Below are 22,505 nucleotides of genomic sequence, written 5' to 3'. Positions count from 1 at the left end.
GCGTGCTCCAGTATATGTTTTCGATAAAAAATTACTATTCAAATTCAATGGAGTATGTTACCTTAACGAATCTAATGAGCAGGCAGCTACCCAATTACATGCGCTCAAAATGCGTGCTCTGCCAGTAGTGCTTTGGATAATATTTAAATGGATTTTTCATGACTGTAAATACTCTTTGTGTTTTTGGAACTCGCCCTGAAGCCATAAAAATGGCCCCTTTAGTTCAAAAATTAGAAGCATCAAAAGTTATTCAAAATAAAATATGCATCACGGGACAACATCGTCAGCTTTTGGATCCTTTGTTAGCCCTATTTCGTCTAAAGCCAGATTTTGATTTGCATGTTATGACTGCGAATCAGGATTTGAGTAATCTAACATCCAGAATACTAACTGGTCTTAGTGATGTGTTCAAAGAATATCAACCGCAGCTAGTCATTGTTCATGGCGACACTACTTCAGCGTTGGCTGCCTCATTAGCAGCCTATTATCAACGTATTCCGGTAGCCCATGTCGAAGCAGGATTGCGAACCAAGAATATTTATTCACCATGGCCAGAAGAGGCCAATAGAAAATTAGCAAGTTGCCTAACTCATTTGCATTTTGCCCCAACAAAACTCTCCCGTAAGAACCTTTTAGATGAGGGAGTTCCTGACGAAAATATTTTTGTTACGGGAAATACAGTAATTGATGCTCTTTATCAAATTACAAATCAATTAGACGCAGAGCCCGTTCTCAGTTTACTACTTAAAGAAGAATATCCATTTTTGGACCCTACGAGAAGAATCATACTTGTCACTGGCCATAGGCGAGAAAATTTTGGCTCAGGTTTTAAACGTATTTGTCAGGCCTTGGTAGCAATAGCGAAACGATTTCCGGATGTTGATATTGTTTATCCAGTTCACTTAAACCCCCATGTACAAACACCAGTAAATTCATTATTAACAGGAATTGAAAACATTTATTTAATACCCCCTGTAGATTATTTACCCTTTGTTTATTTGATGCGTAATGCCTATTTAATCCTAACAGACTCAGGCGGGATCCAGGAAGAAGCACCGTCTCTCGGGAAACCGGTACTGGTCATGAGAAAAACTACTGAACGACCGGAAGCGCTTACTGCTGGGACAGTTAAACTAGTAGGCTCGGATGTAAATGAAATTATTAATGGTGTAGAACAACTTCTTTTAGATGAAGCGCTGTATAAACAGATGAGCCAGGCGCAAAACCCATATGGGGATGGAAATGCTTCTACCCGAATCGTCGATATTATTACTCAAATTTACGATAATTCCACAAACCCATATTTAAATAGTAAGGAAATAAATTATGCTGGATGAAAACACTAATAAACTTCAGCCCTTTAATCAACAATATTTGCTAATGCATCAACAAACGGATGACAGGTCTTATATTGATTTCTTTAGTTTATTATCCGCTTTAATCAAAAAAAGAGTCTTTATAGCTGGTGTTACTGCTCTATGTACTTTATGTGCTATTTTGGCTGCTTTTTTGCTTCCCAAAACCTATGAAGTTAAATCTAATATAGTTGAGCCTTATCCGTATCAATTTCAGAAACTAATAATAAATACAGATTTGGATATTCCAGGACGTTTATTATTTAAAAAATTTGTCAAACGTTTATCCAAAAAAAGCAATATAATTTCTTTTTTAAAAGAAAATAATTTAGTAATCCCTAAAGACCAAGAGACCCAGATATCTAAAGAAAAACGTGTTCATTTGTTAAACAAAGCTGCGGAAAATTATAAAGTCTTTGTCATTAATCATTTCAAAGGAGATTTAAAAGATAATTTTAAAGATAACAGCCAGGAGGCTGAGTTGGTCACCCTTTCTCGCAAGCTGGATTTACAGGCAAGGGATAATAAAGCGTATCTGGCCTACACTAACCAAAAAGTGTTGGAAAATATCATTTCCAACCAAAAAGAAATCATTCAAAGTAAGTTAATCAAATTAACTGAGGATATACATACACGTATTGGCAATGTGACAGCAAGTCGAAATAATGAGATAAAAAGACTCATCGAGAAACAGAATTTATCTATTGCACAATTGAACTACAATATTAATGCACTTACCAAACGTGACCAACGCGATAGGCAAATTCGCTTACAAGAGTTAAATCAAGCCCTACAAACTGCTCAGCTTCTTGGTATTACCTATCCTAATCAATTTCAGGAAATTAAAAATCCAAATGTGGTTGTTGATGTGGGTTCCAATCGTAATGATCTTTATTTAAAAGGAACTACCTACCTTAAAAAGGAAATCGCTCATCTAAAAGAAAATACACACACCTTAAAATATGAGAAAAAACTTTCTATTCTCCAAGAAAAAATCGACATTCTAAAGAATAACGCGACGATCACTGCATTACGTGAACGAAAAGATGACACACCCTACACCAATAACATCGAAAAGCTCCAAGCGGATCTTAAACATCTAAATTCTTTGAATTTCGATGTAAGTGGAGTAAATCTATATGCTATGGATGGGCAACCTCTTGTGGATTCAAAACCGGTTAAGCCTAAAAAAGGATTAATCATTGCTCTCGGATTAATGATGGGATTCTTATTGTCATGCATAATTGTACTTTTCCAGGATGCAATTACCAGAAGCAATAACATGAAACTAGCATCCTAGCCAATACGAGATTCTGTTCATTGTAATGAACAGAATCTTTATTAGGTTGCTCTTAAATCAGGTACCTGGTGATTATAATGAAATACAATGTTGACTATTCTGCGAAATATTTAGAATTTATTTTATGGATCTTTCTGTTAGTAGGCATCTCCTCTGTTTTTATCTCATATAGTTTCGAACTAAATTCAGAGCTCATACTATCTTCGTTTTGGTGTTTTATCATAGCTACCTTCCTAACAAGTCATCTGTCGGGTTGTGGTTTCTTCTCTGCCTCAGTTGTTTGTATTCTTGCTTTCTTCTTTTATTCAATGGCGGTTCCTATACATCATTATTTTTATAATGATTACAATGAGAACGGTGTCACCTTCGTCACCACCATGTGTGTAGTGGGTCTTTTAGGCCAAATTTTTGGCTATTATGCTATTGGAAAACCACGCTTTAAACTAATACATAATGGTAACCGGGAAGCATTTTTTGGCTTCTCAATACTCCTTCTGGGCATAATAATTCTGATTGCTGCAATTGCGGGTACAGTAGGATTTTCTGCCTATTTTAATGCTGGTTATGCTGGTAGAGCTCTTTTAAAACGTGAAGCAGGGCCCCTGGAGTTAGGTTTATATTATTCAATTATTGGTTATCTGTTTATGGTTCATAGCTGGCTTTATCAGCCTTCAAGAAAAAGGCTAATAGTAGGCTTTTTTTTGTTATCCTTTTTATTATGTTTCGTAGCTTATGTTAGTTTTCTAGGTATTCGAAGACCCAGTTTTTTCATGGTTATTTCCTTTCTATTTATTTATTTTCTAAAAGTAAAAGGTAAAGTACCAATGCTTGTAATATTAACATCCCTCTTTTGTGCTTTTTTATTTGGAATATTTGCCAGTTTCAGACAAGTTTTATCTGATCATGGAGCATCATCAGCTTTATCGTATGTTTTAGAGAATTTTAATCTAGCATGGTTAGACCTTTCAGCCAGCGAATTGGGGGCGCCATTCAGATCAATGCTCGATGTCAACCCATGGTTTTCTAACAGTTTTTTATGGGGTAGCAGTTATCTTGATGCGCTTGTCAATTTACTTCCCTCATCCCTAGGAAAATTTAGCGAAAGCCTTAGTGTAAAATATACTCACGAGTTCTTCTCCCCTGAATATATCGCAATAGGTGGTAATATGGGGTTCTTCCCCGTTGCAGAAGGCTATTTAAATTTTGGCGCTGTAGGCGTATTTTTAGAGTTTTTCTTTGTTGGAATGTTAATTAAGTATCTTGAAAATCAAGCGATAGAAAAATCAAATGTCGTGCAAGTAATAGTCTATGCGATTATGGTGCCTTGGTTTTTCTTCTTTTTACGAAGTGATCTGGCTTCTTTTTCCAAATCATTTTTTTATTCGGTGATGCCAGTCTTTTTTGCTTATGGCTTATATTGCTTTGTAAAGAAAAGTCGCTCACAGCATAATTTAATTGGGGTATAAACATGAAACAGTTAATCCAGGATATGAGTCATGGTAAGTCATCCATTATAGAGGCACCAGCTCCCATGATGGATGATAATAGTATATTAATTTCCACATCAACCACATTAATTTCTGCCGGAACAGAACGCATGCTTCTTGATTTTGGTAAAGCATCCTATTTTGGAAAAGCACGTCAACAACCTGAAAAAGTAAAAATGGTTTTGGATAAAGCAAAATCAGAGGGTATTCTTACAACTTTAGATGCTGTGCGCTCTAAACTATCACAGCCTATATTACCCGGTTATTGTAATGTAGGTGTCATTATAGAAGTAGGTAAAAACTGCAAAGGATTTAATGTTGGTGACCGTGTAGCTTCTAATGGCTCTCATGCAGATTTAGTCAAAGTACCTTCAAATTTATGTGCAAAAATTCCTGATAATGTTGATGATGAAACGGCTGCTTTTACAGTTTTGGCAAGTATCGGTCTCCAAGGCATACGTTTAGCACAACCGACATTGGGCGAAGCATTTGTAGTTATCGGTGCTGGGCTTATTGGCATGCTAACGATTCAATTACTTAAAGCTCATGGTTGCCGTGTATTAGCAGTCGATTTTGACGAAGAAAAATTGCTTCTTGCCCAACAATTTGGTGCCGAAATTTGTAATCCGAATAAAGGTGAGAACGTAGTTAATGCAGGAATGACTTTCAGCCGGGGGTATGGTGTTGACGGAGTGATTATTACCGCTTCTACCAAATCAAATGATCCACTCCAACAAGCTGCACACATGAGTAGGAAGCGAGGACGTATTGTTTTAGTTGGTGTGGTTGGTCTGGAGCTAAATAGAGCAGATTTTTATGAAAAAGAATTAAGTTTTCAAGTTTCATGTTCTTATGGACCTGGTCGATATGATCCGTTATATGAAGAAAAGGGGGTTGATTATCCAATTGGTTTTGTACGTTGGACAGAGCAACGTAATTTTCAAGCAGTCCTTGATATGATGGCTAGCAGTCAATTAAATGTTAAGCCTTTAATTACCCACCGATTTACCTTTGAAGAGGCCTTACAAGCGTATCAAGTTTTAACAGAGAATAAATCAGCATTAGGTATCCTAATGCACTATCCATCAGATAATAATCAGCAAATTGAAAAACAAGTTCAATTAAAAGCAAATCCTGTTTTCCACTCCAGTAAACCCATAGTAGGTTTTATTGGCGCAGGGAATTATGCGTCTCGAGTGTTAATTCCGGCTTTTAAATCGGCAGAGGCCCAACTACATACCTTGGTTACAGCAGGAGGAGTAAATAGTGCAATTCACGGTGAAAAAGCCGGCTTTTCTTATGCCTCTAGTGAGATAGAAAATGTATTTCATAATGAGGAAATCAATACGGTGGTTATTGCCACTCGCCATGATACCCATGCAGAATTGGTAACCAAGGGCTTAGCCGCTGGCAAGCATGTTTTTGTTGAAAAACCATTAGCACTTAATTTATCTGAACTTGCTGAAATTGAAGCAAGCTATCATACAGCACATTTATCGGGTAAAAAACCACATTTAATGGTGGGATTTAATCGACGTTTCGCACCCCAGATACAAAAAATCAAAACATTGTTGCATCCCATAAAGGAACCAAAAACTTTTATCATGACTATGAATGCCGGCACTATTCCTGCTGAACATTGGACACAAGATAAAAAAATTGGTGGGGGTCGTATTCTCGGTGAAGCCTGTCATTTAGTTGATTTAATGCGATTTTTAGCGGATTGTGAAATTACTTCCGTACAAGCTCGATGCATGGGAGAGAACCCCTCTGTGAAAATCACAGAAGACAAGGCAGCAATTATATTGGGCTTTGCTGATGGATCTTTTGGTACAATTCATTATTTAGCTAATGGATCTCCCAGTTTTCCCAAAGAGAGGATAGAAGTTTTCACGGCAGGAAAAATTTTGCAATTAGATAATTTTCGCAAATTGACAGGCTATGGGTGGCCAAACTTTAAAAGACAAAACCTTTGGAGACAAGATAAAGGACAAACACAATGCGCCCAAGCATTTCTAACGGCCGTAGAAAAAGGTCTTCCAACACCTTTACCCATAGAGGAAATTTTTGAAGTGTCACGAATAACTATCAACATCGCCGATTTGCTATCTAAAAAATGAGAACGATAGAAACCAAAGCGAAAACACTTTATGCGTTAGGAGCTACCAATTTGTTACGGGTGGTGCATTACCGACTTCTAAATAAATTTAGTCGTCACAACCCACAAATTAAAGTACCTAGTGGTACATTTTTCTTCGAAGTTCGTGCTTCCGAGAGCCCGCTTGTTCCTAATAAAAATTGGCTACAAGAGGCTGCCTATTTTGGTAATCAATTGGTTCCGATTTCAGATAATGCACCAGATTGGCATTTAAACCCTTTTACTGGTGCCCGTATGGATGAAACAAAACCATGGTGGAAAATCTCAGATTTTGCAACACACTGTGGTGATATTAAAGTAATCTGGGAGGCTTCGCGTTTTGATTGGGTATTGTCATTCTCACAACAAGCAAAATTAGGCGACAGAAACTCATTAAAGAAATTAAATGAGTGGTTAAATAATTGGTGTCTAAATAACCCACCCTTTTTCGGTGTTAACTGGAAATGTGGTCAAGAAGCTGCAATTCGAGTGATGCATTTGGCAATTGCCACCTTGATTGTTGATCAAATCCAACAGGCTTCCAAATCATTAATAGCCCTAATCCATCTGCACCTTCAGCGGATTGCATCAACCTTGAACTATGCAATAGCACAGGACAATAATCATGGCACCTCCGAGGCTGCAGCTCTTTTTATAGGAGGTAGTTGGCTTGAGATGCTGGGTATTAGCAAGGGTAAGAAATGGAGCCGATTAGGCCGGAAATGGTTAGAAAATCGGATATCATATTTAATAGAAGAAGATGGAAGCTTCAGTCAATATTCTGTTAATTACCATCGAGTACTTATAGACACCCTTTGCATGGTTGAGGTGTGGCGACGAAAACTCTCCTTATCGGCCTTTTCTGACGAATGGAGGAGGAAATGCTCGGCAGCTACATATTGGTTGTTTCATATGGTAGATGACCAAACCGGAGATGCACCAAATATTGGCGCAAATGATGGGGCAAGGTTATTACAATTAACAGATAGTGACTATCGAGATTACAGGCCCTCTGTACAATTGGCCATGATCTTGTTTAATCATCAACAAGCCTATACGAAGGATGGAAATTGGAATTATCCCCTTCAATGGTTGCAAATTGCAATTCCCGATAACAAAGCAGAACCCTTAAAAAGTAAACTATTTAATGATGGAGGCTTTGCGATACTTAAACGCCGTTCTGTATTTCTTTTAATGCGTTATCCCCGATTTCGTTTTCGTCCAAGTCACGCGGATGCCTTGCATATAGATTTATGGGTCAACTGTGTCAATTTACTTCGTGATGCGGGGACTTATAGCTACAATACTAGTGATAAATGGCTTAATTATTTTCCTGGAACAGCAAGTCATAATACCATTCAATTTGATCAACGTGATCAGATGCCTCGACTAAGTCGTTTTTTATTTGGTAATTGGTTAAAAACAAGCTCATTCACTCAAATAACAGAAACAGAGCTGTGCAGTACCTTTAAAGTCAGTTATTGCGACAGTTTTGGGGTAACCCATCAACGTGCCGTGGAACTCTATAATAATTATTTAAAAGTAAATGATACCATTAACGGATTTAAAAAATCCGCAGTAATACGCTGGCGATTAGTACCTGGAGATTGGAAGCTCCAAGATCACTCATTATCAAACCAAACTCATTTTATCAAAATAAATACCTCCATCCCCATAAAGCGTTTTGAATTAGTTGAAGGTTGGGAATCTCGTTACTATCAACAAAAAGCTAAACTTCCCGTTTTGGAGATTGAAGTAGATCAACCAGGGGTTGTTGAAATGGAATATAACTGGTATTGAAAGTTATGTTCAATATATGTAAGCTTAATCACGTTAAATGTATAACGAACCTTTTTTGTCATACTAGATGGGAAATCCCCCTTCTTGATGCAAAAGATTTGATATTGTAAAAGGATTTTAGAATTGAATCATCTCCGTACACAGAAATTAGTAATTTGTATCTTTCTTTCAATGATTAAAACTATCCTTCATTCCTTTTTACAGAGAGGCCCGCGTATTCTAATATTTAAAAAAATAATAATATATTTAAGATGTTCTAAGTTTGGTTATTTAACCTAGGGACAAATGGATTGTTAGTGAATAAGAATACTAAAGATATTGCAAACTTTAGAAATTCAAAGTTTTACCATTGATTTAGAGGTGAATTGATATGCATGTTCTATATTTTCATCAACATTTTTCTACGCCAGCTGGATCAACAGGGATTCGATCCTACAAAATGGCCAAAAAGCTGATTGAGTATGGACATACGGTGACCGTAGTTTGTGGTAGCTATAAAGGAGCAAATACTGGATTAGTCCATTCTTTTAAAAATAATGTTCGTGAAGGCAACGTTGATGGGATCCATGTTGTGGAATTTAATTTAGCTTATGCAAATCAAGATTCTTTTTTAAAACGAACTGCAATTTTCTTACGGTTCGCTTGTTTAAGTATGAAGTATGCCTTAAGCGCAAAGTATGATCTAATTTTTGCAACATCAACCCCACTTACCATAGCGTTACCCGGTTTGGTAGGTAAATGGTTTCGTAGAAAACCATTTATTTTTGAAGTCAGAGATTTATGGCCGGAGTTGCCTCGTGAAATGGGTGTCATTACTAATCCCATCATTTTAAAATTAATGGGTTTAATGGAGTGGATGGCATATAAAAGTGCTGATGCATTAATTGCATTATCCCCAGGTATTCAAAATGGTATTTTAAGATTTCGAAAAGACGAAAAACGAGTCACCATAATTCCAAATGGTAGCGATATCGATTTATTTGCAGGCTCACATAAATCAGTACGACCTAAAGGTGTTGAGGAGCATCATTTAATGGCTATTTTTGCCGGGACTCATGGCATAGCAAATGGCCTTCAATCCATTATTAATTCCGCTAAAATATTAAAAGAAAGACAATGCGACGATGTTCGATTTGTACTCATTGGTCAAGGAAAATTGAAAGATAGATTAATTCAACAGGCAAATGAATTAGAATTAGACAATATCATTTTTCTTGACCCGGTGGATAAAGAACAACTATCACAGCTACTGGCGTGTGCAGATATAGGTATGCAAATTTTAGCAAATGTGCCCGCTTTTTATGATGGCACATCCCCGAACAAATTTTTTGATTATATTGCTGCTGGATTACCGGTATTGATCAATTACCCCGGCTGGTTAGCGGAGAAAATTTCCAATACAGGTTGTGGGGTGGTAGTGGAACCAGACAACGCTGAAGCATTTTGTGATGCGCTTATTAATCTAGCAAAAAATCGACAACAACTTTCCCAAATGGGTCAATCGGCACTGATGCTTGCCAAATCCCAATTCGATAGGGACTTATTATCAAAAAATTTTGTAAGATGGTTAGAACGTTGGGCTTAAAAACTAGGAATAAATTATGATAAATCATACTGTTCACCAGGACTTTGAAACAGTTTCAGTTATTGGCTTGGGTTATATCGGACTACCCACTGCTGCAGTTATTGCATCAAGAAAAATTCACGTAATAGGCGTAGATATTAATGCATCTACAGTTGAAACTATTAACAGAGGGATGAGTCATATTGTTGAGCCGGACTTAGATATTTTGGTTCATGCATGCATTACTGAGGGTTATCTACAAGCTACAACAGTGGCCCAACCTGCTTCTGCATTTTTAATTGCTGTTCCCACGCCTTTTATGGAAGGAAATCAACCCGACTTGAGCTATATAAAGTCAGCAGCAACATTGATTGCTCCCGTATTAAAGCAAGGAGATTTAATTATTTTAGAGTCCACATCTCCTGTAGGTACTACAGAACAAATGGCCGAGTGGTTAGCTTGTATACGAACCGATTTAACCTTTCCCCAACAATATGGTGAGGAAGCAGACATTAAAATTGCTCATTGTCCTGAACGCGTATTACCAGGACATATCCTACGTGAACTTGTGCAAAATGATCGAGTCATTGGCGGCATGACTGAGGCTTGTTCGGCTAAAGCACAAAAGTTTTATCAAACTTTTGTCGAAGGCGAGTGTATAATTACCGATGTACGCACCGCAGAGTTATGTAAGTTAACTGAAAACAGTTTCCGTGATGTTAACATTGCCTTTGCCAATGAATTATCCATTATTTGTGATAAATTAAATATTGATGTATGGGAACTTATTTCCTTGGCAAATCGTCATCCTCGAGTCAATATTCTGCAACCAGGACCTGGAGTTGGAGGACATTGCATAGCAGTTGATCCCTGGTTCATAGTGAGTAGTGCTCCGAAAGAAGCTACTCTTATCAGAGCCGCAAGAGAAGTTAACGATAGTAAACCATCATGGGTTTTGGAAAAGATAAAACTTGCCATCTCTAATTATTTACAAGCACATCCAAATAAGACAGTTAAAGACGTGGTTATTGCTTGTTTTGGCCTCACATTCAAAGCGGATATTGATGATTTGAGAGAAAGCCCTGCACTTTCAATTGTGAAAAATATTGCAGAATTTCATGCTGGATATATAGTTGTTGTTGAACCTTATATTGATACTCTTCCTAATGGGTTAAATGGAAAAGTAGAATTGCAGAGTATAGAGAGTGCATTACTCGAAGCTGATATCGTATTACTATTAGTCGACCATAAGTCATTTGCAGTTGCAGAGAATTTAATTAAAAAAGATACCATCGTTGTTGATACAAGAGGATTATGGTCAGGAAACAATAAATGAAAGAAATTATCAAATTTATTACATTATGCATCCAAAAAGGCCAACTAGCCTTCTCGAGATTCGTCATGCATTTATTCAAAACAAGATTTCGCCGTTGTGGTGCCCAAGTTATTTTTGACCCACTAACATCCACGCTATCTTATGACAGTATCGAAATCGGTAGTTTTGTTTTTATTGGTCATGGAGCGACAATGTCCTCATCCAAGGAGTATCCCATCGAAATTGGCTCCTATGTGATGCTAGGGCCAAATGTTTCCATTTACTGTGGTGATCATGAAATGAATCAAATTGGGAAACCTATGTATTTTATGAATAAGGATAAACAATCTCCACGATCAGGCAAAGTCATTATTAAAGATGATGTTTGGATTGGAGCCAATGCAACGATTCTTAAAGGGGTTACAGTTGGTGAAGGAGTAGTTATTGCAGCTGGGAGCATTGTGACCAAATCAATACCAGATTATTCCATCGTGGCAGGAATTCCTGCCAAAGTGATAAAGCAACGATTCTCTAGAGAAGAGTTACATCAGCATAAAAAAATGGTCGCAGAATGGAGTGTAAGTTGATACGTGAATCGATTTATGTAGTTGGAGTGGGATTTGCCCGATTCACCCAAATAGCCTTAGGGGCCATTCTGGCAAATAGGCTGGGAGCAGATAGTTATGGATTATTTGTATTATTCCTGACTGCAGCCAATACACTTAGTAATTTTTCATTAATGGGGGTTTTGCCTCGTATCTTATCGCTACCCCTGGATGCAAAAGAAAATACCATCGTATTGCAATACAGTGGCGCCATGACTCTTATTTTCTCATTCCTAATTGTTGGTGTATTAGGTTATATGGGTATTTTATTTAATCCTGATCAATATTCCTTGGTATTCTTTATAAGTGTCTTAATCTATTGCATTGGCTATTTTTTATTATCATTGGCAGCAGCAGTGTTAAACCGTGAAGGTTCTCATGAAAGCGCGGGTTATTTATGGATTTTTGTTAACCTTGTCGTAGTAGCTTTAGTAAGTATTCCTATTCTTTTAAAGGATTACAATCTCTTTTTGATCTTGCTCTCTAGTGGTTGGCTACTTACAGGCTTTTGCTCTTGGTTAAAAGTGATGAAGAATAGTCATTTTCAGTTTAATAAACAAATCATTCTTAATAGTAATGTATTCAGTATAATTTACAAATCACTCCATAGCGGGGCATTCGGTTTACCCTTCCTTGTAATTTTTTTTATAATAGGCCAACACGTTGAGTTTAATTCTAATGAGGTTGACAAAACAGCATTTTTTTTAGGATATCAACTATTTAATGTCATGATATTTATTCCTGGAATACTTGGAGGCGTTTTCGTTCCTCGATTAAGTCAGGCGGTCAATAATACCCAACAGCAAATGATAACTCGAATGAGTGCCTTTTACCTTGCTATTGGTTTATTTTGGACGATAGCTATTGGATTATTCTTACCTTTTTTATTTAATCTTTATGGCATAAAAAGTTCCTATGAATCAATTTTAATAGTGATTCTTTGGCAGGTGGCAGGAGTAGTAGCTGCGGTGGGAGCAATTCAAAACCAGTTCTTGGTAGCTCGCAGTCAGTTCCTATTTTTGCTCGCTGGTAGTGTCCTGTGGGCCATCATTGTAGTAATTGTTAACTGGCAATATCAAAACTCAGTTCTCGGTTCTGTTATCGGTGTTTTACTAGGTTACTTAATCTTGCAGATTTTGTATTGGTACAAGAATAGACGTTATTTTTATGGTATTTCCTATGAAGCGAAGATGTATTAACTTTTTGGCTAACCCTCATAGTCCTCATGTTCGACATTGGGAGGAGCTGTTAAATTCGGGTGAATACCAAGCCTGTATCCACACTGTGCATCATTTGAATCAAACAATGATTGTAAACTCACCAGTCAAAAAAATCTTACCATCATTGTTTCATCGCATTCCTATGCCAATTAAATATTTAATATCTGGATTATTGCTTAGATTAAGTCTTTCTAAAAACCAAGATACATTCTTTCATGCACACAATACATCGGGTTATGGTTTGATCGCCTTTTTATCTGGTAAACCTTATATTCTTACTACCTATGGAACCGAAATTTTTAGCGCATCGAGTAGAAGTAAAGTTTATTCTATACTTCTCGGCAAGATATTAAAAAAGGCTGTAAGCATTTCTTCTGCCTCCCCAAGCATGACTGATTATCTGGTTAATTATTTCGGTATCGAGCGGTCAAAAATTCATGAATTCAGTCTAGGGGTTGCGGATTCATTTTGTTTTTCACAAGAAAAGCGCGATAAGATTAGGAAAGAATTGAGATTAGTAAGTTCACCAATATGGATTGTTAATCGGCGCATTCGTAGCCAATATCATACTCTTGAATTAATTGATGCTTTTTCTCGTTTTAGGGAGAAGATGAATCGTGGTTTTCTCATACTTCTTGAAGGAGATTCTGAACCGAGTTATCTTGAGAAAGTGGAACAAAATTGTGCAAACAATAACTATATCCATTTGATAAAAGGCTTCTTATCGCAACAAGAAATGTCACATTATTTATCTGCAGCAGATTTTTCAATTTCAGTACCAGAAACAGATCAATTATCAAGCTCAATTCTAGAAGGGGCTTCTTGTGGGGCCATTCCACTGCTTACCAACTTAAAATCATATGAATTAGCCAGCGAGTTCAGCAAACTTTTTGATATTCCGGATCCCAATGATAGCATGAATTATGATCAGATATTTTTTGAATCGTACAAAATGTTTTCAAATGAAGAATATAATACATTTCGTGCCAATATGTTTGATAAAATTAGCGCCTTCAGTATGAATGAAGTTTTTCCCAAGGTGATTAATTTATATGATGCGACCTCTAACATACTTAACTCGAGGTCCAAATTGTGATAAAGACAGTTAGTTAATCTATTTTAGAATTTACAGTACTACTTCTTTGCTCTCGTCAGTTTGTGGCAACAACCAAACGCCTGGTAGCACAATAATTAAACATGCTAATTGCCCCTGCAACTGATAAAAGCATAGGAATAAAAAAACTAAAATTGATTCCTGTAAATTCGATGACTAGGACAATTGCAGTTATCGGCATTTTTTGAGCCGCAGCAAGAAATGCTGCGCTGCCGATAACCGCAAATGCAGATATTGAAATACCTGGCCACAAGTGGCTCCAAAGAATACCCAAAATGACGGCCATTAACGCGCCATTTGCAAGAGAAGGTGTTAATATTCCACCGGAAGCACCCGCTTGTATGCTAGTACAAACAATTAATAATCTAAGTATTAATATGACTGTCGCAAGACTAAGTCCTAACATATCTCCATCAAACCCTAATTGCGCAGCAGATCGACCATTCCCTAATATTTCCGGAAAATAAATCGCCAAGAGTCCGATAATAAAAAAATTAAATAGGCAGAATATAATGATTTTCCAATTTCGTGGCGCTCGACTTTGGGCTCTGTTTGTTATCTGTTTAAACCAATAAGCAGCAAAACCAAAAAGAGGACCCGCAACAATAGCCCAAACAACTATTGAAGAATCCAGTATTAAAACTGGTATTTGATACATCGCCTGATTACCCAAACCTATCCAGGCTATAACCACTGCAATCGCAGAGGTAGTAATGGCAGGTATCACTGCGAACCAATGAAAAGTACCGATGAGTACCTCTAAAGTAAAGAGCGCGCCACCAAAAGGAACATTATAGACAGCAGCCAGTCCTGCGCCTGCAGCGCAGGCCACCAGTACTTGACTTTCTTTAGGATGTAGCTTCATTTTATTGGTCAACCAACAGGCAAACGTGGCCCCTAGTTCTCGCGGAGCCACTTCTCGTCCCATAGGTGAGCCCAAAGCAACCGTAATTATCTGCAGTAACACATGTACGATAGTCGTCTTTATAGGCATATAGGGTCTAGGTGATTTAATTGCATTTGCAATACTCACTAAAGGTCGACCATAACGAAAAACAGCCCACCAACCCCATCCAGCAATGAGACCACACAGTAGCAGAGCAATCACCCTTCTCGACGCTGTTGAACCAGTAACCACATCGAGAAAACGCTCATTTTCAATAATAGGAAAGACCGTGTGCTGATAGGCTAAGTGTTGGATAAAATGTAATAATAAGGCTAGAAACATCCCACCCAAACCTGAAACAACCCCGATAACAATTGTGGCGAAAAAAAGATGATGCCATCGGGATGTTAAATGTTTAGTCATGAACTACTCCTTAATTCATAACGGGATCTGATCGCTTAACGCTCCTGCAACCTGCAATTGATGAGCAACAATACGTGCCAGGTAGTCAAATTCAATATTAACCTCTTGGCCTTTTTCTAAAAAGCTAAGGGTTGTATTCAGTAACGTGTGCGGGACAAGCATCAATTTAACGCTTTGGTTTGACACCGAGTTAATTGTTAAACTTACCCCTTCAACAGTAATACTACCTTTAGGTACTAAAAACAACATTGCATTTGCATCAAACCCACTTAACTCTACTTCAACAAATTCATTAAGGTGCTTAATGGAATGAATTTGAGCAAGCGCATCTACATGTCCGCTTACGTAATGTCCCCCAAAACGAGTTGAGGCGAGCATTGCCCGTTCCAAGTTGACTTCATCACCTATTTTAAGCCGTCCTAAGGTAGTTCGCTGCAATGTTTCGGGAGAAACATCAAAACTTAAGTCGGCGTCTCCCATAGGCAATAATGTTAAACAAACGCCATTTACAGCGATGCTTTCACCTGTTTGTAATTGCTTCAAACCAGACGAAATACATAATCGGTTTGCGCCATCATGCTCAGTATTGCTAATTACGATACCTTTGCTTTCAATAATTCCGGTAAACATAGATTTATCTCATTCCTGACTCAAATGGGTTCGTCGTTCTTGCATTGTTTCTGCACTATTAATCACTGTCTGACGGCAAATTTCTTGCATCACCGGGATTTCTTTCAGAGGCTTACCTTCATGGATGGTATAGGCAATCAAAAAACTATCGCGCCATATTTTTTCATTTCGCTTTTCTTTGGACTTCATCCATAAGGCTATCCATAAAAAGTGAAATTGCCATTTATCGCGATGCAGTTCCATCTCCTCAGCAAAGACAGCTTCCATAGCTTCTTCCATCCGGCACACTCTAATCCCATCAACAAAAGTGCTGTTATGATTAACGATTTTATCAACCAAATGACTTTCTAAATACCAAGATTCAGTAAACGATTTAGTTTTTAGCCAGGATTTTGAACGTCGTAAGGAACCGGAAATCACCTCTTGAGTAAAAGGAGTAATTTGTATGCTTAATTGCTCGAAAAGATACTCTAAATCCAACTTTCTAGGACGTAAGCGTATCCCCAGTTCTTCTTGAATTTCTAAAAATTGCACGTTTGGAATTTCACCTTTGTCGATGGTTATCGCTAAGAAATGCTCAACCATCATTGTGAAATAAACTAAATCCACCTCACGCAAAGTTACATTTTCATCAAATGCCTGATTGTAATAATCTTTTACATCTTTCGAGGACAGCGAAGGTGTTATCCACGCATCTTTAAGACCTAATTCATACTTTAATAACAAACCACACAGTCTATTTTTCCTTTTTTTACGAACATGTAGAAAAACGCCCTGTGAACCGGAACCATCGATTTCAGTTGCTCGGATATTCACATTAGCTACTTCAGGTTCTGGTGCGAAAACCACCCCTTGCTTGCGTTGAATTTTAATCCAAGAGTCGAAGAGGGCATGATACCGCTCTGGATACCAATATTTGATTGTCTGTAAACGCGAAAGGGATATCGATGAAAAAGTAACCATGCCTATAATTTGACTCAGCGTGTTCAAAGCAACTTCGCGAACCTCAGCTTTAGGATGTAATAAAATAAGTAAGGCAATATCCCCACCTTCTTCAATATTATATAAATCCACCATGAGATCGATAAAAAAATCAGCCGGCATTGCATAACTTTGAGCGAAAAAATTTTCAGCGATTTCAAAAACATTAAGATCTGCTAATTCGTGAATTAAATCTCGAATTGCCTCTAGATGGGATATAGGTTCACCTTCTTGGATCACTTCTTCCTCATCACTAGCAAGCTCGTAGTAGGCATTTTTTAAATCCTCGGTCAACTCGACGTGTGATTCATAAAAAGAATTTAAGACCGGCAACCAAAAACTCAATGTATGTTTGCGAGAATTGATCATTTCGGCTAAGTGATCCATTAACTGGATTAAGATTTTTGCAGTGATCTTATTATTGGACTCCGCTGCGCCTTGTAATTGGGCGACACAAATATCCAAAGCAAATACGCAGGCTGAATAAACTGAAAGTCCTTCATCCAATTTTTCTTCCAAATTATTAATAATATCCACCAATTTAAAAGCGAGTTCGGGTTGTTGGAAGAATAAAATATATAATTGAGGATCTGGCTCCGCGTTTTGTGCAATTAGGGTTGCCATTTCAGTAAGTAAATGATACAGCTCTGGGGAATTACTGGTCATATTTTTTAGGTACCTGTCTTGCTTTACCTTTTTCATCTATGGCAACAAAAACAAAAACTCCTTCGGTGACTTGATAGGTTTCATTTTGGGTGGCAGGATGCGCCCATACTTCAACCCGCAAAGTCATAGAAGTATTACCTTGTTTTATTAGACTGACGTAACAACTCACAAGATCACCGACATGAACTGGTTTTAAAAAATTCATGGAATGAATGGAAACAGTCGCAACACGTCCCAATGCTAATCTTTTTGCCAATATTCCGGCAGCTAAATCCATTTGGGACACAATCCAACCACCAAAGATATCGCCATTAGCATTAGTATCTGCTGGCATTGCCAAAGTCTGGATAGCAAGCTCTCCCTTGGGGATGTTGGTCATGATTCACCTATGTTATGCAAGATGCGGCTTCTATATAGCGTTGGTCGACAGACCCCAGGATTACGCATTTTTTAAACGGAAAATCAGTTCCATTTCGCATTCACCCCGACCAACGCATCAAGTGTTTAATTACGTTTTAATTTTGCTAAGGCATCCGCCATTGCTGTATTAAATACCGTTTTTTTAGCAGGCTCAATTTTTTTAGCCTCTGGTTTTTTCTTGTGCTCCGTTCTTTTAACTTGGGGGGGTCTTTTCACTTCCGACGCCTTGGCAATTTTTTTAACCGACGGACTTGCAGGCTCGTCTTCCAATTTCATACTCAGACCAATTCTTTTCCGTTCTTTATCCACCTCAATAACCTTGACCGTCACGATATCACCGGCTTTCACTATAGTACGTGGATCAGAAATAAATTTATTGGTCATCGCAGAAATATGCACCAACCCATCTTGGTGTACTCCAATATCCACAAAGGCCCCAAAATTAGTCACATTACTCACCACACCTTCCAGAATCATCCCTTCATGCAAATGTTCGATGTCTTCAACACCTTCCTTGAATTGCGCGGTTTTAAACTCTGGACGTGGATCACGACCTGGCTTTTCCAGTTCACGCAACACATCTCTTATAGTAGGCAAGCCATATTGTTCATCAACAAATTGTTCCGCATTAACGCTGTGTAATATTTCTTTATTGCCGATCAGCTTCTTAATATCAATGTTCTTATTTTCAATTATTTTTTCTACTAAAGGATAAGCTTCTGGATGGACACAAGAAGCATCCAGCGGGTTATCTCCATTCATAATGCGTAAGAAGCCAGCCGCTTGTTGAAATGCTTTTTCACCCATACGATGTACATTTTTTAATTCAGCTCGATTTTTAAATGCTCCGTGTTCATCACGATAAAGTACAATGTTTTTAGCAAGAGCTTCATTAAGACCTGAAATATGAGATAACAGAGCAGCCGAGGCAGTATTTACATCAACGCCTACGGCATTCACGCAATCTTCTACAACACCATCAAGACTGCGAGCTAGACGAGTTTGGTTCACATCATGTTGATACTGTCCTACTCCAATCGATTTGGCTTCGATTTTCACCAATTCTGCCAGCGGATCTTGGAGACGTCGCGCAATTGAAACAGCTCCTCTTAATGTAACATCCAAATCAGGGAATTCTTCAGAAGCAATTTCTGAAGCTGAGTAAACAGACGCGCCGGCCTCACTGACAATAACTTTAGTTAGTTTTAAATCAGGATACATTTTTATTAAATCAGAGACTAAGCGTTCTGTTTCACGAGAACCTGTGCCATTACCAATACTTATAAGATTAACCTGGTATTTTGCTGCCAACTTAGCTAAATCAGTAATTGCCGGATGCCATTCATTTTGTGGTGCGAATGGGAAAATAACGGTGTAATCCAGTAACTTACCCGTTGAATCGACCACAACCACTTTAACGCCAGTTCGGATTCCAGGATCAAGTCCAATTGTAATTTGTGGACCTGCCGGTGCGGCCAGTAATAAGTCACGTAAATTTCTGGAAAATACTTTTATTGCTTCTTCATCTGCAATTTCTCGTAAGCGAGTCAGCAATTCCAACTCTAACTTGGTAAATAATTTTACCTTCCAAGTCAGACGCACTGTTTCAAGTAACCACTGGTCTGCTTTTCTCTGTTGATCAACAATGTTGAAATGCGTTGCTAATTTATTTTCACCATATGCTAAATCGTGTTCAGGTAAAGTAAGAGCGACTTGCAAAACACTTTCTCGACGTCCACGGAATAATGCTAATGCACGATGTGACGGAATTTTTTTAATCGCTTCGGAATAGTCAAAATAATCCGAAAACTTATTGATTGTTTCTTTTTTCTTAGAGCTACCTACCGATTTGACAATACAGTGTTGCCACAAATATTCACGTAATTCATTAATCAAATCAGCATCTTCAGCAAAATGTTCCATTAATATATGACGAGCACCCTCTAATGCTGCTTTTGCATCCTCAACTCCTGCCTCAGGATTGATAAATTGAGTAGCTTCTGTTTCGGGGTCCAAAGTAGGATTTTTCCAAAGTGCCTGGGCAAGCGGCTCTAAACCTGCTTCAATGGCTATCTGTGCTTTTGTACGACGCTTGGGTCTGAATGGCAAATATAAATCTTCAAGACGAGTTTTAGTATCTGCTGCCAAAATACTTTGTTCCAGTTCCGGAGTTAGTTTCTCTTGTTCGCGGATAGACTGTAAAACTACGGCACGACGTTCATCTAATTCACGCAGATAAAGTACGCGCTCATCTATATAGCGTAATTGCACATCATCTAGTCCTTCGGTAGCTTCCTTACGATAACGAGCAATGAAAGGAACGGTAGCCCCTTCATTGAGCAGACGAATGGCTGCTTCTGCCTGCGCTGGTTTAACTTTGAGTTCTTGCGCAATAATCGCAGCTAATCTCAACATCTCTTGAGTCATTTACATCCCCGTAAAACATAAAAAATATAACAATAGATTACTTCACCTTAGACATTAAGGAGTTAGTAACCTGGATTACGCTTCGCGAACGCACCCAAAGTTCGGCAATCGATTCTTGGGTTACGTGCTCCATTTACCTACTATCAACTTTCTTAAGCTCTCTCTATGTCTAGAGAAGGAGATCAAGGGTGACGAGTTAAAAATTCGCCACATTATTACTCAACAGTCACAGATTTGGCAAGGTTACGTGGCTGATCCACATCAGTCCCTTTAACAACAGCAACATGATAAGCCAATAATTGCAAAGGAATCGTATAAATAATTGGAGCCACCCATAAACCACAGCTAGGAACCTTAATCAAGCGAGCCCCATTTGCTCGCCAACTCTGGGAGTCATCAACAAAAACAAACAACTGACCACCCCGAGCACTTACCTCATGTAGATTGGATTTTAATTTATCCAATAACTCATCATTAGGAGCTACAGCAACAACTGGCATGTTTTCATCAACTAAAGCCAAAGGACCATGTTTTAACTCTCCGGAGGGGTATGCCTCAGCATGAATATAAGAAATTTCTTTTAATTTCAATGCACCCTCCAAAGCTACTGGGTATTGCACCCCCCGTCCTAAAAATAAAGCATGCGCTTTATGGACAAACAGTGAGGCGAGGTCTTCAATTTCTTCATTCATCTTTATTGCACGTTCACAACATGCAGGCAGCTCTTGCAATTGCTTCAATACTTCATTCGCTCGATTATCATGACAAAGCGCTGCTGCTAACATTAGAAAAGCAGCCAACTGCGTTGTAAAGGCCTTAGTCGATGCCACACCAATCTCAACTCCGGCACGTGTTAGGAACACACAATCAGCTTCTCGGACCAAGGTACTTGTTGCAACATTACAAATTGCCAAACTAGCCAAATACCCCATGTCTTTTGCTTTTTGTAACGCCGCCAGAGTATCTGCTGTTTCGCCTGACTGGGAAACAGTAATAAATAAAGTGTCTTTAGGAACTACCACGTCACGATATCGATACTCACTGGCAATTTCCACTTGGGTGGGAAGCCCAGCCAATGACTCTAACCAGTATTTGGCAACCATTCCGGCATGGTAACTGGTACCGCAAGCAACAATATGAATCTGCTTCACCATAGGAAATATATGGGAGGCCCGCTCTCCAAAACTGGATCTGAGTACTTCCAGACTATTTACACGACCTTCCAAAGTATCTGTTAGCACCTTAGATTGTTCAAAGATCTCCTTGAGCATAAAATGTCGATAAGGACCTTTACTTACAGTCTCAGCATCACTGGTTAAAGGATGGCGCGGGCGCTCGACTAATGATTTAGAGGCGTCATAGATTGCAATGCTTTTTGAGGTAATCAATGCACTGTCGCCTTCTTCCAAATAAGTTACCGATTGTGCAAAGGATTTTAATGCTAACCCATCCGAGGCAATAAAATTTTCACCAATTCCTATGCCGACCACTAAAGGACTACCTTTACGAATAGCAACAAGTTCCCTAGGCTTTTGTTGATGTATAACACCCAAGGCGAATGCACCTTGCATTTCTGCGGCGGCGGTTTGTACTGCTTGGAGCAAATTTTCACTTTGTAGATAATAGTAATGAATTAAATGGGCCGCCACCTCTGTATCTGTTTCAGAAGTAAACTGATACCCTCTCGCTGCTAATTCACGACGTAAGTGTTCATGATTTTCAATAATTCCATTATGGACTAAGGCAATTTCACCATGGGATAAATGGGGATGTGCATTTTGTTCTGAAGGCTTTCCGTGGGTGGCCCATCGCGTATGAGCAATACCTGTATTACCAGTGACTGCTGTTTCTTGCATGGCATCCGCTAAATTTTGCACTTTACCTTGGATGCGTACGCGATTTAAATGCTCATTATTATCAATTACTGCGATACCAGCAGAATCATAGCCTCGATACTCTAAACGCCGTAACCCTTCCAGTAAAATTTTACTGATGTCCCTTTCAGATACAGCTCCAATAATCCCACACATAACCTGCTCCTCGTTTCAACAACCGCACATGAACGACTTATCAATAAAAAAAGGGCAATTATGCCATAAACATTTATAAATCACTAACATGTTCGGTGTAGTAAAAACCTCTCCAGAGGATGATGCTGCAAAATTTATCCTCTTT

Annotated in this window: 16 protein-coding genes; 10 read left to right on the top strand and 6 right to left on the bottom strand. The window is 38.4% G+C overall.

Going from position 1 to position 22,505, the window contains the following annotated elements; genetic code table 11:
• Window positions 1-158: 158 nt before the first annotated feature.
• The 10 genes from wecB to HBNCFIEN_RS00775 all read left to right on the top strand — a co-directional run bounded on the left by wecB (window position 159) and on the right by HBNCFIEN_RS00775 (window position 13,879).
• The gene (wecB, locus tag HBNCFIEN_RS00820; protein ID WP_182392275.1) at window positions 159-1,337 is read left to right on the top strand and encodes a non-hydrolyzing UDP-N-acetylglucosamine 2-epimerase; all 1,179 of its coding nucleotides are present in this window, start codon (window positions 159-161) and stop codon (window positions 1,335-1,337) included.
• A complete protein-coding gene (locus HBNCFIEN_RS00815) occupies window positions 1,327-2,655 on the top strand; it encodes a GNVR domain-containing protein (protein WP_182392274.1) in 1,329 nt (442 codons plus the stop codon). Before wecB ends, HBNCFIEN_RS00815 begins: the two co-directional genes overlap by 11 nt.
• Before the next feature lie 77 nt (window positions 2,656-2,732).
• On the top strand, window positions 2,733-4,121 hold the full coding sequence (locus HBNCFIEN_RS00810; RefSeq protein WP_182392273.1) for an O-antigen polymerase: 1,389 nt from the start codon (window positions 2,733-2,735) through the stop codon (window positions 4,119-4,121).
• A 2-nt stretch (window positions 4,122-4,123) separates the two neighbouring features.
• Window positions 4,124-6,262, top strand: coding sequence for a bi-domain-containing oxidoreductase (locus HBNCFIEN_RS00805; RefSeq protein ID WP_182392272.1), 2,139 nt, complete (start codon window positions 4,124-4,126; stop codon window positions 6,260-6,262).
• The gene (locus tag HBNCFIEN_RS00800; protein ID WP_182392271.1) at window positions 6,259-8,079 is read left to right on the top strand and encodes a heparinase II/III-family protein; all 1,821 of its coding nucleotides are present in this window, start codon (window positions 6,259-6,261) and stop codon (window positions 8,077-8,079) included. Before HBNCFIEN_RS00805 ends, HBNCFIEN_RS00800 begins: the two co-directional genes overlap by 4 nt.
• Window positions 8,080-8,449: 370 nt before the next feature.
• The gene (locus tag HBNCFIEN_RS00795; RefSeq protein WP_182392270.1) at window positions 8,450-9,664 is read left to right on the top strand and encodes a glycosyltransferase family 4 protein; all 1,215 of its coding nucleotides are present in this window, start codon (window positions 8,450-8,452) and stop codon (window positions 9,662-9,664) included.
• 16 nt (window positions 9,665-9,680) lie between these two features.
• Window positions 9,681-10,979: a UDP-N-acetyl-D-mannosamine dehydrogenase gene (wecC, locus tag HBNCFIEN_RS00790; RefSeq protein WP_182392269.1), complete on the top strand. Its 1,299-nt coding sequence runs from the start codon at window positions 9,681-9,683 to the stop codon at window positions 10,977-10,979.
• Complete coding sequence (locus HBNCFIEN_RS00785; RefSeq protein WP_182392268.1) at window positions 10,976-11,545, top strand: DapH/DapD/GlmU-related protein; 570 nt, start codon at window positions 10,976-10,978, stop codon at window positions 11,543-11,545. The genes wecC and HBNCFIEN_RS00785 overlap by 4 nt, the downstream gene beginning before the upstream one ends.
• Window positions 11,542-12,762, top strand: a complete 1,221-nt coding sequence (locus HBNCFIEN_RS00780; RefSeq protein ID WP_182392267.1) for a lipopolysaccharide biosynthesis protein — start codon at window positions 11,542-11,544, stop codon at window positions 12,760-12,762. Before HBNCFIEN_RS00785 ends, HBNCFIEN_RS00780 begins: the two co-directional genes overlap by 4 nt.
• On the top strand, window positions 12,743-13,879 hold the full coding sequence (locus HBNCFIEN_RS00775; RefSeq protein ID WP_182392266.1) for a glycosyltransferase: 1,137 nt from the start codon (window positions 12,743-12,745) through the stop codon (window positions 13,877-13,879). The genes HBNCFIEN_RS00780 and HBNCFIEN_RS00775 overlap by 20 nt, the downstream gene beginning before the upstream one ends.
• Window positions 13,880-13,934: 55 nt before the next feature.
• On the opposite strand, the gene HBNCFIEN_RS00770 is transcribed toward HBNCFIEN_RS00775, so the two are convergent.
• The 6 genes from HBNCFIEN_RS00770 to glmS form a co-directional block, all read right to left on the bottom strand.
• Window positions 13,935-15,206: a chloride channel protein gene (locus HBNCFIEN_RS00770; protein ID WP_182392265.1), complete on the bottom strand. Its 1,272-nt coding sequence runs from the start codon at window positions 15,204-15,206 to the stop codon at window positions 13,935-13,937.
• A 15-nt stretch (window positions 15,207-15,221) separates the two neighbouring features.
• Window positions 15,222-15,836: a riboflavin synthase gene (locus HBNCFIEN_RS00765; RefSeq protein WP_182392264.1), complete on the bottom strand. Its 615-nt coding sequence runs from the start codon at window positions 15,834-15,836 to the stop codon at window positions 15,222-15,224.
• A gap of 9 nt (window positions 15,837-15,845) precedes the next feature.
• A complete protein-coding gene (locus HBNCFIEN_RS00760) occupies window positions 15,846-17,483 on the bottom strand; it encodes a hypothetical protein (protein ID WP_182392263.1) in 1,638 nt (545 codons plus the stop codon).
• Window positions 17,473-17,862: an acyl-CoA thioester hydrolase YciA gene (gene yciA, locus HBNCFIEN_RS00755; RefSeq protein WP_182392262.1), complete on the bottom strand. Its 390-nt coding sequence runs from the start codon at window positions 17,860-17,862 to the stop codon at window positions 17,473-17,475. Before yciA ends, HBNCFIEN_RS00760 begins: the two co-directional genes overlap by 11 nt.
• Before the next feature lie 125 nt (window positions 17,863-17,987).
• The gene (locus HBNCFIEN_RS00750) at window positions 17,988-20,330 is read right to left on the bottom strand and encodes a Tex family protein (RefSeq protein WP_182392261.1); all 2,343 of its coding nucleotides are present in this window, start codon (window positions 20,328-20,330) and stop codon (window positions 17,988-17,990) included.
• Window positions 20,331-20,545: 215 nt separating this feature from the next.
• On the bottom strand, window positions 20,546-22,360 hold the full coding sequence (gene glmS, locus HBNCFIEN_RS00745) for a glutamine--fructose-6-phosphate transaminase (isomerizing) (RefSeq protein WP_182392260.1): 1,815 nt from the start codon (window positions 22,358-22,360) through the stop codon (window positions 20,546-20,548).
• Window positions 22,361-22,505: the final 145 nt, after the last annotated feature.

Source organism: Legionella sp. PC997 (assembly GCF_014109825.1).
GTDB lineage: Bacteria > Pseudomonadota > Gammaproteobacteria > Legionellales > Legionellaceae > Legionella.
The sequence above is the reverse complement of the archived record's forward strand: the minus strand, read 5'-3'. Positions and strand labels throughout refer to the sequence as shown.

Coding starts and splice junctions, on each gene's coding strand:
- HBNCFIEN_RS00770 (WP_182392265.1), bottom strand. CDS start 15,206: ATGACTAAACATTTAACATCCCGATGGCATCATCTTTTTTTCGCCACA.
- HBNCFIEN_RS00760 (WP_182392263.1), bottom strand. CDS start 17,483: ATGACCAGTAATTCCCCAGAGCTGTATCATTTACTTACTGAAATGGCA.
- HBNCFIEN_RS00795 (WP_182392270.1), top strand. CDS start 8,450: ATGCATGTTCTATATTTTCATCAACATTTTTCTACGCCAGCTGGATCA.
- HBNCFIEN_RS00785 (WP_182392268.1), top strand. CDS start 10,976: ATGAAAGAAATTATCAAATTTATTACATTATGCATCCAAAAAGGCCAA.
- wecB (WP_182392275.1), top strand. CDS start 159: ATGACTGTAAATACTCTTTGTGTTTTTGGAACTCGCCCTGAAGCCATA.
- glmS (WP_182392260.1), bottom strand. CDS start 22,360: ATGTGTGGGATTATTGGAGCTGTATCTGAAAGGGACATCAGTAAAATT.
- yciA (WP_182392262.1), bottom strand. CDS start 17,862: ATGACCAACATCCCCAAGGGAGAGCTTGCTATCCAGACTTTGGCAATG.
- HBNCFIEN_RS00800 (WP_182392271.1), top strand. CDS start 6,259: ATGAGAACGATAGAAACCAAAGCGAAAACACTTTATGCGTTAGGAGCT.
- HBNCFIEN_RS00805 (WP_182392272.1), top strand. CDS start 4,124: ATGAAACAGTTAATCCAGGATATGAGTCATGGTAAGTCATCCATTATA.
- HBNCFIEN_RS00750 (WP_182392261.1), bottom strand. CDS start 20,330: ATGACTCAAGAGATGTTGAGATTAGCTGCGATTATTGCGCAAGAACTC.
- HBNCFIEN_RS00775 (WP_182392266.1), top strand. CDS start 12,743: ATGAAGCGAAGATGTATTAACTTTTTGGCTAACCCTCATAGTCCTCAT.
- HBNCFIEN_RS00765 (WP_182392264.1), bottom strand. CDS start 15,836: ATGTTTACCGGAATTATTGAAAGCAAAGGTATCGTAATTAGCAATACT.
- HBNCFIEN_RS00815 (WP_182392274.1), top strand. CDS start 1,327: ATGCTGGATGAAAACACTAATAAACTTCAGCCCTTTAATCAACAATAT.
- wecC (WP_182392269.1), top strand. CDS start 9,681: ATGATAAATCATACTGTTCACCAGGACTTTGAAACAGTTTCAGTTATT.
- HBNCFIEN_RS00810 (WP_182392273.1), top strand. CDS start 2,733: ATGAAATACAATGTTGACTATTCTGCGAAATATTTAGAATTTATTTTA.